Origin of the sequence: Sphingobacterium chuzhouense (assembly GCF_014692525.1) — a bacterium.
Classification (GTDB): domain Bacteria; phylum Bacteroidota; class Bacteroidia; order Sphingobacteriales; family Sphingobacteriaceae; genus Sphingobacterium; species Sphingobacterium chuzhouense.
The window spans coordinates 654,320-671,416 of the sequence record NZ_JACNYL010000001.1; the positions used below are offsets into that span (position 1 = coordinate 654,320).

At 43.4% G+C, this 17,097-nt stretch carries 10 protein-coding genes; all 10 read right to left on the reverse strand.

What is annotated here, in order from left to right:
* Position 1: 1 nt before the first annotated feature.
* The gene (locus H8B21_RS02690) at positions 2–1,450 is read right to left on the reverse strand and encodes a pectate lyase family protein (RefSeq protein WP_190312237.1); all 1,449 of its coding nucleotides are present in this window, start codon (positions 1,448–1,450) and stop codon (positions 2–4) included.
* Positions 1,451–1,593: 143 nt separating this feature from the next.
* Positions 1,594–2,700, reverse strand: coding sequence for a glycoside hydrolase family protein (locus H8B21_RS02695; RefSeq protein ID WP_223814790.1), 1,107 nt, complete (start codon positions 2,698–2,700; stop codon positions 1,594–1,596).
* Positions 2,701–2,748: 48 nt separating this feature from the next.
* On the reverse strand, positions 2,749–3,930 hold the full coding sequence (locus H8B21_RS02700; protein WP_190312238.1) for a glycoside hydrolase family 88/105 protein: 1,182 nt from the start codon (positions 3,928–3,930) through the stop codon (positions 2,749–2,751).
* A 27-nt stretch (positions 3,931–3,957) separates the two neighbouring features.
* A complete protein-coding gene (locus H8B21_RS02705; RefSeq protein WP_190312239.1) occupies positions 3,958–5,766 on the reverse strand; it encodes a RagB/SusD family nutrient uptake outer membrane protein in 1,809 nt (602 codons plus the stop codon).
* A gap of 11 nt (positions 5,767–5,777) precedes the next feature.
* A complete protein-coding gene (locus H8B21_RS02710; protein WP_190312240.1) occupies positions 5,778–9,020 on the reverse strand; it encodes a SusC/RagA family TonB-linked outer membrane protein in 3,243 nt (1,080 codons plus the stop codon).
* 370 nt (positions 9,021–9,390) lie between these two features.
* Positions 9,391–9,945 (reverse strand): hypothetical protein, encoded by a 555-nt coding sequence (locus H8B21_RS02715; protein ID WP_190312241.1) that lies wholly within the window; start codon positions 9,943–9,945, stop codon positions 9,391–9,393.
* Positions 9,946–10,255: 310 nt separating this feature from the next.
* On the reverse strand, positions 10,256–10,705 hold the full coding sequence (locus H8B21_RS02720) for a hypothetical protein (RefSeq protein ID WP_190312242.1): 450 nt from the start codon (positions 10,703–10,705) through the stop codon (positions 10,256–10,258).
* A 41-nt stretch (positions 10,706–10,746) separates the two neighbouring features.
* Entirely contained in the window at positions 10,747–12,381 is a 1,635-nt protein-coding gene (locus H8B21_RS02725; RefSeq protein WP_223814791.1) for a RagB/SusD family protein, read from the reverse strand.
* 8 nt (positions 12,382–12,389) lie between these two features.
* Entirely contained in the window at positions 12,390–15,515 is a 3,126-nt protein-coding gene (locus tag H8B21_RS02730; protein WP_190312244.1) for a SusC/RagA family TonB-linked outer membrane protein, read from the reverse strand.
* Positions 15,515–17,083: a fasciclin domain-containing protein gene (locus tag H8B21_RS02735; protein WP_190312245.1), complete on the reverse strand. Its 1,569-nt coding sequence runs from the start codon at positions 17,081–17,083 to the stop codon at positions 15,515–15,517. The genes H8B21_RS02730 and H8B21_RS02735 overlap by 1 nt, the downstream gene beginning before the upstream one ends.
* Positions 17,084–17,097: the final 14 nt, after the last annotated feature.

Genomic DNA, 17,097 nt, shown 5'->3' on the forward strand with positions numbered 1-17,097 from the left:
TTTATTTAATGGCACCAATAGAAAATGCGTAGTTTTCAATATTCATATAGCCGTTACTGGCGAGCTTGGCGGCATCCGTCGGATCGTTTTTATCCAAGCCATATTTCTCTTCAAAATCATCCGGCATTCCGTCCCCGTCACTGTCCATCAGCTTCTCGCCTGTCTTGATTTCGCCTACACCTCCCAACGGAAATTGTCGGGTGTCTCGCTCGTTTTGAATGATCGTACCTTTCTTCCCCAGCGACGTCAGTTCTTCGATCAAGTAACTGTCTACTTGATCACGCGCCGGCAAGCTGGCTCCTCCATTCTCTACAATCCAAGCGTAGGCCTCCTCGGCATTGGTCTGTGTTGCAATGGCAGGGAATACATCCGGTCTGGACGAAAGAAATATTGGATTACCGGAGCAATATTCTTCCCAATTGGTTGCGGGTTTGATTTCCACGCCGTTGAGCGTTCCATCCTTATCATGGTCATAGAAGTTCCCGGTAAAGAACGCGCTAAAATTTTCATTCCCACCTGTAAATGGCCGGGCGGGATTTACGGGCACCAATTGCAATTCAATCGTGCCATCTTCCAATCTGACGTCCTGCCAATTCACGACAGGTCCTTTGACAAAATAATTATCTTCGATAGTGGTCAACGAAAGTCCTTCCGAACCTCCTCCCATATCATAGGCCGTGCCATTGCCCCAGTTGTATACCACATTATTAACAAACTGGTTTAAGCCTTTTACTTTCGGATTACGCGTTTTATTATCAATATACAGATTTCGGAACAATGTTATCCCGTTTTCCTCTGTCGTTTGCATAAGCCCTCCGCAGGAGTGGTTTTGCAGCCCCTGTCCAATAAAGGAGTTCTGTATGGTGATATTTCGTGCCGTATTGCTGTTGATGGAAAAGTTCTCGTCGCGTCCCCAAGTTGCTGATATATGATCAAAAATCATATTTTCGCCGGATGCTATCCCCATAGCATCCTTACCATCAGGCCCATTTTTGCCCATACGTACCCGAATATAGCGGCAGATGACGTTGGTAGCTCCCGATGCAGATATGCGATCACCATAGAGGACAACACCGTCGCCTGGTGCAGTTTGTCCAAGTATGGTGAGGTCAGAACTGAGCACCAAGGCGCTTTTCAAGTTTATAACACCCGCTACATCAAACACGATAATTCTACCGGATTGACTGACGGCGTCCCGCAATGATCCCTCACCGCTATCCTCGAGTGTGGTGACACGATACACATCGCCGCCACGGCCTCCAGTTGCATAACGTCCAAAACCTTCAGCTCCCGGAAACGCAACCACCTCTCCATAGTCCGGAAAGGGTCCCTCACTTGGTTTTGTATAGATACGTTCTTCTATCAGTTCTGCTTTGCTACAGCCCGAAGTCCCTAGTCCTGCAAGCAGCACCAAGGTTAACGTTTGTCTAAAAAAAGGATTATTCTTCATATCGAATAACTGTTTATAAGTGAATAGTCGTGTTTTTCAACACGGTCAAAAATAAGTCGTATGGCCCTGTTACACGTTTAAAAATTGGTACAATACATCTAAAAACTGATCAAATAGTGTTTATTACGCTATTTGCGGACAGGTTATGGCAGTTTATAGGATACGATCTCGAAGACAAAAGTGGTCGATGTTTCAGCCGGTCCACCTTGCGTCGCACCGAACAGATAACGCGGTGTCCCCAAGTCTTTGTCGAGCAGGAGCATAGGCCGTTCTAGACGTCCAAATCGTTTGAGATGCGCCGGCGGATCACTCTCCTGCACATAGCTTTTCATATCGAGATAGGAAATCTGTGGCTCAGACCAACGAATGCCATCCGTAGAAGACAATAATAACCCATACTCGTGGTTATAGAACCCCATATCTCGGGCAATCATATAATAGACTCCTCTTTCCTTCCATACAAAGGCATCTTCCAGTTGTGCATTATTCGGACGATCTGAAAAGTCGATAACAGGGTTATCCGAAACTTTTACATACGGCCCTTGTGGATGATCGGCCTTCGCCAAGCCATATTTCCGATTTCCACGAACCGCGCCTGAGGCACGCTGGTATTCAGCGGTATTCCATGATTTATAAAACAACCAATATTTGCCGTCATGGCCTTCTACGAAAGCAGGGTTTGTCGTACAATGGTCGTCCCATACACCTTCTGCTCCTGGCATTAACGCGGGGTTATCCGGCCTTTCCCAAGGTCCATCCAGACTTTTTGCAGTAGCGATACCGATGCGCTTGGTATCGGTTTTTCCATTCGAATTACCCATATAAAACAGGTAATAAGTATCTCCCACTTTCTGAATGAGCGGGTTATGACAGGTTGTGCTGTCCCAATATCCTTCCCTCGGACGCAGCACAACGCCATGATCCGTAAAGGGAGCATCGGGACGATCGGCCACCGCATAGGCAATTTCCGAACCTCGAATCCAGCCACTCATTCCTTTTTCTTTCTTCCAACGGGAATAAAAAAGATGTACTTTCCCGTCGTCATCCCAAATGGGGGAAGAACACCAAATGTAGTAGTCTTCTAAAATAAGCGATCGGCCTATAGGTTTTAGGGTAAAAGCGGGCGCATTTTCTGCCCCATTAAACGCTAAAAGAGATGGCGTAACCAGGACACCTGATAATAAAAAAAAGCCTGACTTCATAAAATCCCTCCTTGAATACCCTCCTATTTCTCCTGTCATTTTCGTCATGGTTTATAGTTTTGTTAGCGCATCATGCGCTGTCCTGTGCGAAGCTAATTATCGATTTAATTCCAATAATCCCATGATAAACGGACCGGTTGCCTTGGCATCATTCTCCCGGATGCGTTCGTTTACATAATAATCATAACTGCCATCGCGATAAGGGTGCCCACCTAAGCCTGCAACGGCATTACATTGTATGAGCGTGAGGGTGCCATCGGATTCGTTCCTCAAGAGTTTTTTTTGAATGCCTGTTAATGTCTTTTCGGCTACTGCTTTATAGGAATCGGCGATATACCCTTTATTGGCCGCCTTGGCGAAGCTGTACATGAACATAGCGTTTACAGAAGCCTCCTGATAATTTTTCTCTTCACCAATTTTATCCAGCACTTGCCACCATAAGCCTTCGTCATCCTGATACTTAGGCAATGTCTCCGCTAGTCCATTGATGATCGCCACAATTTCGTCTCTCTTCGGATAATCTGTCGGAATAAAATCGAGCACATCAACCAGCGCCATAAACCACCAGCCTATGCTACGCCCCCAAAAATTAGGCGATTGTCCGGTTATTTCGTTAGCCCATTGTTGCTTTTTACTTTCGTCCCAAGCATGGAAATAAAGTCCCGTCTTCTTATCATAAGTATGTTTAGCAGCTATCAAAATATGATTGATCACATCATCGTAATAGCTGCTGTCTTGTGTGAACTGTCCATATGCCGCAATAAACGGATCTGCCATATACACACCATCCAACCAAATTTGGTGCGGATAAATTAATTTATGCCAATACGCTCCTTCCAATGTAGGGGGATGCACTTTTAACTGTGCCATCAAATTTTCGATAGCCTGTTTATATTTTTCTTTTCCAGTCTTTTCATACAATGTAAACAGGATTTTACCCGGATTGATATAATCGAGATTATACGTATCCCGTTTGTACAGATGGATACTTCCGTATTCGTTGATGATCGTATCCGCCCAAGCTTCGACATAGTCGAAATATTTATGATCGCCGGTCTTCTCCCACATCTTCAGCATCGCTAAACAGCCGAGTCCTTGTCCATATCCGAAATACAGACGTTTACCGTGGTCAATCTGCCAAGCTTCTGGAAATCGTTTCATTTCAGATTCAGCAAATTGAACATATAGTTTTTGTGTTGGTGTCTGGGCTTTGGTATAGAAGCTCACAAAGCTTAAGAGGAGCACAAAAACCGGAATTGTTATTTTTTTCTTTACCATACGAATATGTTATTTAAACTCTTCATGCTAATATAGCGGATGTTGTTGACCCCGAAGTCCCGGATTGTTATCTATGGTGGATGTACTTAAAGGGAACAGTTCGACTTTGTTTTTCTCCAAACCACGGTAAATATTTCTTACCCACACCTCATTTGCCGTAAACTTATTGTTGAAGAAAGCTGCAGTGCTTCCATACATATCCAAAACAGTATATCCCTGTCTTTCCAGTTCTGTTCTTTCAGCTGGAGTAGGTTCATCCGTAAAGGGTATAAAATCTAAAGCAACGGTTGGATCGTTAAATGTCTTCGCATCTGTGATCTTATACGCTCTATAACGGGCAGCATCCGTATACTTTCCGGTATGGTTTGCTAAATCCAGGATTTCCTGTTTTGTTTCGGTTAGTTTCTCGTACAATATCCCCCAACGGATAAGATCCGTTTTTCGCCAACCCTCAAAACCAAGTTCCAATTTACGTTCCTGGATAATGGCGTTTCTAAAATCGGCATACGTTCCTGGTGTTTCTCCGATCTTTGAACGGTCGTTTTTGAATGCGCGCAACCGCACTTTTTCATACATTTCTTTTGCCACAGCCGTAGGCCCGTTATTCAATTCGTTTTCCGCCTCCGCATACATCAATAGTATATCTGCATACCGCAGGTGGATCCAGTTAATATCCCGCTGCGCTGCCGAAACACCTGCATCTGCCTTCCAATTTACGCGAAACTTACCGATGGTATGGTTAGCATAGGTATTCATTTGGTGCGTGCTGTCCCCTGCCAGTGCATAATTAGCAATCGTGACGTCCCGTCGGCTATCGCCCTCTTCAAACTCAAAATAATAGACAGGCAATGCGGCCATTGCAGGTTGTGATTTACCATAAAAAGAAGCGGTATGTGCAAATATCCCATTCGTATATCCCAGACGTACTTCATTACGATCAGCCCCTTTCTGTCCATATTCAAACATAGATTCTACGTTATATTTTCCGTTGACTAAATCCCTAAAAATCGTTTCATAATCTATCAAATCGTTTTCACCACGTTCTACCACGGCTTTACAGGCATCGCGAGCTATCGTATATAGTTCTGCAATACGCTGTTTATCTGCTCGCTGTGCCAATTCTACACTTCCTGGAGCATAACTGTCCAAATTCCAGCGTAGCGAGTATCCGGCAGCATATAATGCGGTACGTGCCAACAGGCCATAAGCCGTATTTTTGGATATCCGTTCGACGGGCATCCCTGATTCGCTTTTCCAGGGCAAAAGTTCGATCGCCTGCTGTAGATCACGTATACATCCATCGAATATGGTATCCCGGCTCACACGTGAAGAGGAGAAATCCGGCATTTCCACCACCGGAATGGTTGGATAAGGTACATCGCCAAAATAACGAACCACATGGAGCATATTCGCTGCCCGAATCGCATAGGCTTCTCCCAGCAGCATGTTTCGTTTTTCCTCCTGAGCTTCATCAATATTCGTGATTAAGGGGATATTTCTAATCAGTACATTCGCTTGTTCGACACCAGCGTACATAGCGGTATAAGTAGAGGTAGGACTTGTCGCTGGATTATATACATAGTTAGATACTTGATTCTTTGAATTGGTTTCTCCCTCGGTGGAAAAGCATTCATCGGTTCCCATTCCAAACTGATAGAACAGTTCAGCATTAAACGTGCTTGTATAAGCGCCTAGTACAGCCATCTCCACTTTTCCAACATCTTCGAATATCGTGGAACTATCGAAATCCTTTTCTGATGGCAGCTCTAAAAAGTCTTTACAGGATGTTGTACCTAATAGAAGTCCTGCAATAACGATATATATATTTCTCTTCATGATACTATGCTTTAAAACGTTAAATTAATTCCGGCTACAAAACTTTTTATGCGCGGATAGGCAGAATTATCCACGCCACGTGTTAGAATGGCGTCTGTAGCCGAAACCTCTGGGTCATATCCCGAATACTTCGTAAAGGTGTGCACATTATTTAGGGTAACATAGAATCTCAACCGTTGAATGAATGCTTTTTTAGAAACCTCTCCCGGTAGCGTATAACCTAATGTGATATTGTTTATACGCAAAAAGGACGCATCTTCCAAATAATAATCCAAAGGATCCGAAATGGCAATATTGTTACCGGAATTTAAACTCCACACCTGATTTGCATCGTGTTGATTAGGATTTAATGCCGCCAGTCGATCTAAGTCTGTCGTTTCCAAGCCCGTGATTGGGTCTATTAACGTGAAACGGTCAGCCATGTTTCCCAAAGAATTTTGATTCGGCAGATAAGGTCCCATAAACCGTTGCGTATTCATATTGAACACTTTGTTGCCATAGGCAAAATTTAGGAAGACACTCAGGTCAAAACCCTTATATATAAATTCGTTATTGACCCCCCCGAAAAACTTGGGTTCCGGATTGCCCAGTTCTGTACGATCGTCGGGCGACCAAACGGGGTTGCCGTTTTCATCTGTTTGACCGGTGACAGGCAGATATTTGACGTCACCTGGTTTTATGGACGAACGATTTTTTCCTTTTAACGAGGCGACTCCATCTTTTAATGTGTACGTGCCATCGCCGTTTTGAACGAAATCGTCGGTTGTATACACACCGTCGTATTTGTACCCGTAGAATGTACTCACCGGTCCGCCGACTTGCGTATAGAAATTAACCCGGGAATCATAACTTGTTATCATGTACTCATTGCCGGCGCTGCCAAAAAGACGTCCTACCCTCGAACGATTGAACGTTATATTAAAGGCAGACTTCCACTGAAAGTTATCGTTACGTATATTCAAACTATTCAACGACAATTCTACCCCACGATTTCGCAAAGTAGCAATATTCTGATACTGTTTACTGTATCCGGTAGAAGTTGGAATATCAGCTTCTAACAGCAGATTCTTCGACTCATTGTTATAGAAATCGGCCGTTAGGTTGATGCGGTTATTTAAAAAGGCAAGGTCCAATGCCAAATTTGCGGTTTGTGTTTTTTCCCAGACTAAATCCGGATTACCCAATACGTTACTTGGTCTCACCCCAATTACAGTCGTATTGTTAACCGCTACCACCGTCGATCCATACAATGTTGCATAGCGGGTACTTCCTATTTTATCATTCCCTGTTGTACCATATCCGAAACGCAATTTCAACTGGTCAAAAATCCCGTTATCTTCCATAAAACTTTCATTATGGATATTCCAGGCAGCGGACGCGGAAGGGAATGCGCCCCATTTATTACCCTGTCTAAAGGTCGATACCCCATCTGCCCGGACAGTTGCTGTCAATAAATAGCGGTCGTCGTAATTGTATATTCCGCGGAAGAAACCTGAAACGATTCCATAACGATTAGCTTTTGATTCTCCACGTTCTGTTCTACCCGCTAAGCTGACATCTTTCAAACCAAAATTACTGGGAGGAAATTCAAAATATTCGTGCTTGAGACCTTGGCTTTCTTCGTAGCGTACTTCATGACCAACCATCAGATTAAGGTGATGCTTGTCCATATCTTTCATCCACGACAGGGTATTCGTCCATTGCCATTCAAACCCCTCTGCATTGTCTATAGAGCCATAAGGCCCACGATTGTTACGGGCATTCATTGTTCTCCCGTCGTCCCAAAAATCATTACGTGTTTGGCCCCATTGGTAGGAACCTTGCGTACGGAACGTGAAATTATCTAAGAATCTAGCTGTCAATCCCACATTTACATTTGCCAGCCGTGAGGCCCGTTCTTGATTCCGTGCATCGTTCATGATAATCGGATTGAAAATATCATACTGGGAATCAATCGCTTGCAAATCCTCACCAATATCGGTATATAACATTTCTTCGTCTGTATAACGGACACCTCCGGTAACAGGTTGCAGGGCAGACATCTTTAACATGCCTCCCAAAGAGCCCCCTCCTTGCCTATTGGCATCCTGGAATAACGAATTAAAATCTACATTTACCCCCTCAAACAATTGGTGATCTACTTTCGCGCGAATGCTGTTTCTGCGAAACCCGGATTTCGCCAATATACCATCCTGATTGGTATTATTATAGGAGAGCATCAGTTTTGTTTTCTCATTTCCTCCAGAAATATTGACATTATGATTTTGAAGTATTCCATTCCCTCCAAAGACCTCTTCCTGCCAGTCAATACCCGCTCGCGAACCATAATCGTTATGAATCCGACTATAAGCACCCGATGCAAAGTCTGGTGCGTCCACATCTCCTCCATACATATTTGCGAAATTAGCCTGCCTACCTGCCAATGTCTGATATTCGTACTGGTATTTCACATATTCTTCTATCCCGAGTAAATCCAACTTTTGGCTCAACCGCTCGACACTCATATAGGCGTTATAATCTACGGAAGTACGACCGGATTTTGCTGATTTCGTGGTAATCAATACGACCCCATTTGCTCCACGAGCGCCATAGATTGCTGTTGCCGAAGCGTCTTTTAGGATATCAATGTTTTCAATATCATTGGCATCAATTTTCATTAAGGCATCTTCCATCACAAATCCGTCCACTACATACAACGGTGCAGTTGAGCCCGTAATGGACGTTCCACCACGTACCGTGATGTTGACATCCGCTCCGGGCGCGCCACTCTGCGTGACGACATTTACACCGGCGACTTTACCTGTCAGTGCCTGCGCGGCCGTCGTAACCGGAACTTGGCGGATGTCATCTCCTTTGACAGAACCGACAGCTCCGGTTAGATCTCTTTTTCGCGCTGTTCCATAACCGATAACCACGACTTCGTCGAGATCATTATTTGCCGTCGTTAACAGGACGGTAACCGGATTTCGATTAGTTACCGTCATCTCTTCGGGTATATATCCCACATAACTTACCTCCAACACATCACCGACTGTTAGCGAGAGTGAAAACGTACCATCTTCACCTGTTAACGTACTTACACTTTTTCCTTTAACCTGCACACTAGCTCCGTTTATCGGCTTGTTATTGGCGTCGGTGACTCTACCCGACAGGGAAAATTCCTGTGCCCAACCGGTAGACACCATCCCACAAAAAAATAGTAAAACAAACAACCTTTTAAGATCGCCGTTTCGAATTACGTTCCATTTTGACATTGTTACTGGCATATAATTATAATTAGCACTTAAACTTAACATCCGCATATGCCGCCTTAAAAATGCAGTTCTCTGACGTTTATATATTGGCGGTGATTAGCTACAAATTCTCGCTAAAACAATTGCAGATGTTATTTAACAATGTCAAAAGTAGAATAGAGTTATGTTTTTGACTTTTAAAAATTGACAGAATCCATTTAAAAATTGACACTTCCCGGAAAAATAGTAGGATGGCTTAGTGCAGAATATCTACTTTGACCAGTCCGACACGTCCAGTATGCACTTTAATTCCTAACTGTAAAGCTTAGATGCATTTTGCCATTTATAGAATGCGAAATGGCAATAAAATGAAAGCAGAAAACTTTTCATGTTACTGAAACACAGTCTTATTGATAAATTCCCGAGCCAACGCTTTTTTCTGATCCACGGTCAAGCCGTTGATTTCGATCGTGGCGGAAACAAAGTCCTGATTAGGTTGGGAAATGACATATATATATATACGATTTCGTTCTTTGCTAAAGAAAAAAGCCCCATGTACCGACGGATTTTTCATAATCTCCTTCGTATAATTATCTTCGTTATCATCTGCAATTAACGTAACATAATAAGCATCTAGAATTTCTTCAATAGTTGATTGCTGTCCCCCATTATTCAGACATCGTACGTTTACTAAACCCCATATCGTCGTACTAGCGCCAGAAGGTTGATAAGATATTTTATAATAAGCTGATTTTTCGCTAATGCGCGTTTGGGCATAAGAAGGAAGATTTTTCGAATCCCGATAACTGCTAAGTGCAGATACTGTATTCAACAGATTATTACTTTGGATGTAGTTGTTGCTGATAAAGTCCGCTGTATTTTGCTGTGCCAGCAAAAAAGTTGATGATAAACTCAACAATAGTGATAGGATTAAACTCGTTCTCATTGTAATATAATTTAACATGGTTTTTCTGATTTGACTTTTTTATCGTTATCTAGTTTAAGCACTTTGCTATTATTGGTTTCTCCTAATTGATGCTTGGTGATATGGATTTGATCTCCAAAAAGCTGTAATAATGCAGACTCGCCTGCTTGTTGTTTTTCAGATGTGGGTTCGCCGAAAAAAATGTATTAAAGTTAAAAGAATAGAGGGTGTCTCCTATATTTGTTCCAAGCAAATGTAGGAGACACCCTCTTTCACTGTTCCGCTAAACAAGGGTTCCTAATCGACACCCCTCACCTTGTTATACAGTGTTCTAATTTGGATAGTAGGTGGCAAAAAAACCTAGAAAATTACGTGTATTCGAAGATGTAATAACCTCAACAGCAAGACATAAATCCTCCGGATCACCTTGATCGAGGATTACGCTTCCAGATAATGGATCTCCATTGTACTCATCCCAAAACCAAGTTATTACTATTGGTCCGTGTATAGAGCCCTCACTATACCCATAATAATTGAGTTCTGTTATAGGATCACCAGGTAAGGGGGAAAGCTGTATATCATAATACAAAATATTATCGCCATTGCTGCTTACTAGCTCATATTCGATCTTTAACACACCATCCGCACTTTCGTAAGTTAACTTTGTATCATCAACAAACGTTACTCCAGGCTTTGACGCGAGGAAATCCCAACTGATGCTCTGCCCGAAGGCTGAGGTACAAATCCATAAAAACAGGACACTAAAAAGAAGCTTTTTCATACATTTTTGTTTTAAAGGGTTTTATAATAAAAAATAACAATTTATTCTAACTCATACTTTACAAACCAGTTTTTTTCATTCATCAGATCCCCCTTGACCTGTTCTTTTTGTCCGTCCGGATATTTCGCAGAGACGACATCCGCTAAGATCGATGGATCGTTCCATCGCTTGGCAATACGCATCAGTGCAAAATAAGCTTTTGCTTCACCGGCACTTTCCATCAAGGTTTCTTCAGCCACTAATTTGTCCAATGCCTTCATGTAAGCTTGTTTCTTTTCGTCGGTATCTAAATCGCCTTTCGATAAACCTTGCGGATAAACCGGCGCCAGACTGACCCTTCTGCGGATTCCCAGGTTAATTGCGAAATGCGAATTGATGATAGGATCGTCAAAAGGTTTTTCGAGATTCCCCGCATTGCGTGACAAATAAAGCTCCACGCCGTCATTGAGCAGTGCCTCTGCTGGTCCAAACCGCCCTAAATTATTCAACGCTTCGATCAAAAAGAAATGAACATCGGAATCTCGATAAATAGCAATATGAACATTGTTTTTATGGATCTCGGAAGCACTCTCTCGATCTCTGGAAAATTTACGGATGACCCATTGGCCATTTTGGAAATAATACGTATAATCTACACCCCGATACCGATCTCCGCGGGCATGACCATCGTATCGTAGCTGGGATTCGTATCGTTGCATAGCTACCTCTGTTGGTTTTAAATAATAAACCGACGGTTCCTCATTGGAGAAAAAGCGAATGAGACGATTGGTCTGATTTCTTTCAAAATCATAAGGTACGATATTAATCAATACACGTGTCCGTGTAATAGGATCTCTTGTAAATGCCTGTATCCACTCGCCATTCCAATCCTCATTGCTAATTTTATATCTTTTACCACCCCCGTCTGAAATAAACGGTATGCCGATAGACACGACTTTCTCGTATTCTTTATTCCAGAGGTACAATTCCATACGGAGAGGGGTCGGCGACGGGCATATCATATTCCACACCAAATCTTGTTGGTTGGCGGGTATACCAGGATACAATATATTTCCCCAATTGGTTTCGTATAGACCGTTTACACCATCCACGCCGCTTTCCATCAAGGCGATAAGCTTTGGGATCAACTCATCGAAACCGATTACTGGAATTTCACCGATTTTGTCCAGATTCAGATCGGGATCGTCGAAGTAGGCTACCTGTCCATACAACTTGCCCAATGTCAGATACGTCCACACTTTAAAACGTATAGCGCCCGAGATCAACGCTTGATAATGTGCCTCTTCTACGGCTGTGGGGCGTTCTTTCCTATACGAGATAATCTTATTCAGGTAGGCGTTTGCATTGACAATCAAATCGTAGTAAGGTCTTGGATTGGCGAAGCTATTACCCGGTTTTTCTTTGAAATTATATAAATCCCAAAGATCTTGCGGTGCATTCACTGTGGGTTCCAACAAATCCGTTCTTAAATCACTAAGGAACACGGTTTGATCGGCCAAAGCCTGCATCTTCGACGCTACCCCCATATAGCCGGAATACAGCTCGTTCGATTCCTTTACATAATCTTTATCTAGCAAGATATCGTTGGTATCCACTTCAAAATAGCGGGAACATCCACTCAAGGCAAGTGCAATAGTGGCTATCCCACAAACTAAAAAACTCCTTCTCATGCTCATATTCTTCATTACAGCTTAATGTTTACACCTAGTTTAAATGTACGTGGTAAGGGAATTTTACCATAATCTGCCCCCATATAGCTGATGGTGTTGCTATATGCCGTTACCGGATCCAAACCAAGATAGTCCGTCCAAGTAAATAGGTTTTCACCTACTATGTACCATTCTGAATTAGACAGCACATTTAGACGATGTTGCCCAAATTTATAGGATAAGGTGATATTTTCTAGTCGAAGGAAAGACGCATCTTCAATCCAGCGGTTTGAAAAACGCGCGTTCTCCATAGGATCACCGTACGTAGCCTGGGGGATATTGGTCAGCTGACCATCAGTTTGCCAGCGACGGAGTACAGCCTCCGACTGGTTGGCATAGCTATCCATGCTCTCCATGCTTCGGCGCAAGCCGTTATACATCTGATTTCCCTTACTAAAACTTAATAGTCCTTGTAAATGGATATTTTTGTAGCGGATACTAAGCGAGGTCCCACCAAAAAGATTTGGTAAACTGTTGCCGAGCAACACTTGATCTTCATTATCGATCACGCCGTCTTGATTGATATCGTCAAAATGCGCATCACCAGCAATAAAAGATCGGTTTTTATAGTCTTGCAGTCCTAACGAAGTAGCCTGTGCATCACTGGAGATGACCCCTAAGAAGTGCGCTCCATAAAAAGAAAAAGGAGATTCGCCGATACGGTTAATGCGCGTAACTCCATTTTCCTGCTGATACAGCATATCTGCTCCACCGACCAGATTTTTAACCTTACTATTTAAAGTAGACAGATTTCCTCTCCAAGTTAACGACCAATCCCGGTTATCAATGACTGCCACGTTCATCTCGACTTCTAATCCTTGATTATGTATTGCACCACCATTCATATAGATCCGATCGATTCCACCGATAGGTGATACCGGAAACGCATTCAATAGATTACTTGCCCGGTTAAAATAGTATCCCACGTTGACGTTCAAGCGTTGATTAATACCCGAGAATATCAAGTTTGCCTGCCAGTTTTCATTATCCTCCCAGCGAATGCCTTCGTTAGGTATATTCCCTACAATAATGCCTGCCAGCTGTCGGTACAGCTGGCTTCCGTAGTAGGCTTGTCCGATTTTCGATAAAAAACGGCTGTTTCCGGTTTTTGCATACCCAATTTTAAACACGAGGTTGTCTACGCTGTTGATATCTTTCAAAAGTGCTGTATTGGACAGTAGAAACGATAAGTCAGCCGCCGGGAAAAATCCGAAGCGGTTGGCATTCGCTCCCGATACCGAGGAACCATCTATACTCAAGTTGACATCCAATTTGGCTAAACTACGCCAGTTGTACTGCGTATAACCGTAAATGTTCATCCAATTCCACTGCTCATTATAACCCCAGAACAGGCGACCATCATTGTTCACATAATTGAGTGTGCGGTAGAAATCCGAACTGGTATTTCTTCCGCTTCCGGCATCATACTCCTGCGTAGTCAGCAACCCTTGTACACCTCCTCCAAAAAATGCGTCATCACGATCCCATTGTTTTTGATAAGTACCGTAGAGGTTCCACGAAATATTGGAAGCTTGTCCAGCACCCGCACGAGCGGTGTTCAATGCTATGCCTTCCTCAAGCGGTAGGATGGTACGACTGGACAACCCCGGAATAAAGCTGGATTGCCGGGTATAATTAGAAAAAAGCCCCAACATTGCATTTACGCGGAACCGATCTGAAGCTTGATACCCCAGGTTTGCCTGGACAAAAACATCATAAATATCGGATTTGAAATCAGCTGTTTGCAAGAGCGCTACTGGATTAGACACGCCAAACTGCCCTACGCCATCCAGTTCTGGAAGGATATTGTTCTCTACATCCTTTCGGTAGGGACTCAAAATCGGCGCACGGAACAAAGCAGCGAGCAGTGGATTGGTAGCATGCAAGATCCCTTGTTCCTGCATACGCGAGGTGCTATAGGTCAGGGCAGTGATGGCTTTCAAATCGAACTTACCTCCCAGGTTAATACTGGAATTCAATCGCGTGCTATATCGCGTAGATGTCGTCTGATCGAGTGTTCCCTGTTGGCTTAATACGCCCAGCGATAAGTCATATTTTGCCACCGCATCACCGCCTTTGATACGCAGGTGGTTGTCCGTTACAAAAGCATTTCTATAAATGACATCCTGCCAGTCCGTAGCATTATTGTATTGAAAATTGTAGTAATAGTTCGGATCGTCACGCAGAAAAGGGAAACGGGTCAATAAATCGCCCATGTCTTCATATTGGGTCATGCCCACCTCTCCCAACAAGCGTTTGTATTCACTCGTTCCTAGCATGGGTATCTTACTGTAGTTGTGCGCAATACCATAGTTGCCTCGAAATTCAACGACCGTCTCCAGATCGTCGGAAGAAGAGGTTTCTAAAAGGAGTACACCATTTGAACCCAACGAACCATATCGGGCTGTCTCCGCCCCTTTTAACAACCGGATGTGTTTAATATCGTTCAGGGCAAACGGAGCAAGCATCCCTCGGGAATAACCGCCTATAATAGGCGAATTTCCTAAGTCTGGCAGATACGGTACTCCGTCTACCACGATCAAAGGTGTATTCTCCGCATCAAAGGACCGTACGCCGCGGAAGTTCAACATTCCGCCTTCGGTAACCATACCACTTTTATTGAGTACGCGTAGGCCCGTCATTTCGCCCGTCAGCACCTGCTCGATATCTACAGCGCCATCACGGTAGTCGTTATTAGACAGGACACCGTTGTTGTTATCGGAAAACGTACCCTCTACAATATTAATATAGTTGGTTCGACCTTCTCCAATCAAGGTTATTTCAAAGGTGTTCCGTCCCAATATTTCCACATACGATTCATAATAGCCAGGACTCCATACCCGGATAGTGGTAGCACCATCCTCAACGTCGTTTAAGGTAAAAGATCCATCTTTCTTCGTACGCACGTTGGACGTCGTATTCAAGACAGTCACAACCGCATCCGATATGGGACTTTTATCATAGTTGCTCACTACTTTTCCTGTGATCGTCGTTTGTGCGAATGCCTGACCAACTCCACATACTAATACGGTAAGCAATAGCGAGCGCCACATCCCCCTCTTCTTTATATTCGTCATATATTCAGCTAATATTCGGTTCATTAATAATTATTTTCTGTTGGCACCAGTGTCCAGTGGTACGGAATTATACTTTCCACCTTCCCTTTACCCAATCCGGCGAACTCTACTTTTATTTTAAATGAGCGTACTTCGTCACCCTCGATCATCACGGGTGCGACCAAACCGCCCCACCCATTATATCTTGTTCCCGGTACTACATTCGTATTACGATCGTAATTCCATGGTGTTGCCGGCTCTACGTTCAGCTTCTGGGCCACAGGCTTATTATCCACATAGATATTTACAAAAGGGTGATTACTTGCATGAAAGCCCATGTAGAGATTATACTCTCCCGGGGGTACCTCCACCACTTTATATCCGGTCGAACCATCGGGATGCCGCTCCAACATTATTGGTGTAAACTCAATCGAGATCGGCTGTCCTTCAATGAGACCACCCTCGATACGTAACGTTCGATACGTCAACTCCACCCCTATTGTAGGGAACGTAACAGTTGTCTCGTCATGTGGCCGGATGCCGGTGACGTTATTTAAGGTAAATAAAGCCTCCTTCTCTGCATCCGGAACGAACTCCCAATAATGGAACAGTTGTTTGATCATGTCTATATGGATATTATTCGGAATTTTTAAGTGCGTAACCTCATATATACGTCCGTTGCTCATCCGCTTGAAATCACTGTCTACCAATTGTACGCTCGGCTTCCAAAGCCTTCCAAAAGCAGATGTAATATCTCCTTCGGTTACATCTTCTACTAATCTGTTGTAAAAGATTGCCTCTTTAATCCAGGTATATGCCTTTAGAGAATCTGTTTCTAAAAATTCTTTTCCGAATTGATCATACAAAACGCCCAGATTTTCAAAACAATCTTCAATTACCGCATTGCTAGGCAAAAACATGGTCACATTAGCAAATTCCGAACGGATATTGGCTTTTTCAAATACCGGATTGGTGATGACATATACCGAGTCATATACCGTATTGCCTGTCGGATCTACGCCAATCGGAATACTGTTTTCGAGATCAAAGATCGTATCGTTCATCGCTAGGATCGTATCTCGAATAATCGAATAATCATGGCCAAGACCTTCCAGATACTCGTATATACTCCAATCGGGAGACAACAACTGGTCTATTTCATGCACCACGCCATTTTTACAGAGTTGGTTTCCTTTGACCACTGTTGCATCACCCACGCGAACCATCGTTCCCTCTTTGTCTATCGTGAGATACTTCCCATTAAACGTCATCACACGTAGTCCGCTCTTCAGCTTCGTGTTATCATAGGTTAAGCTATTGATATGGTAACGCAAGATAAACTTGCTATCCTCTCCTAAGCTATTCAAAGCGGCCATTTTTTCGTTAGAAACCGCCCAAATCGTCAGGTTTTGATCTCTACTCAATTCCTCTGCCAAGCCATATTCTTCCAGTTTGGCAACAAAACTCGAATACTGGGGCTGCGATTTCAAATAATCCAAAAGGTTGAGTGAGGATACGGTAGCCTCTTCTTCTCCATAATGGGAATTCCAGCTCTTCTGGCAACTTGTCAATATCGTCAATAAACATACGGCCGTATAAATAATCTGTTTCATAACTATGAGGTTTT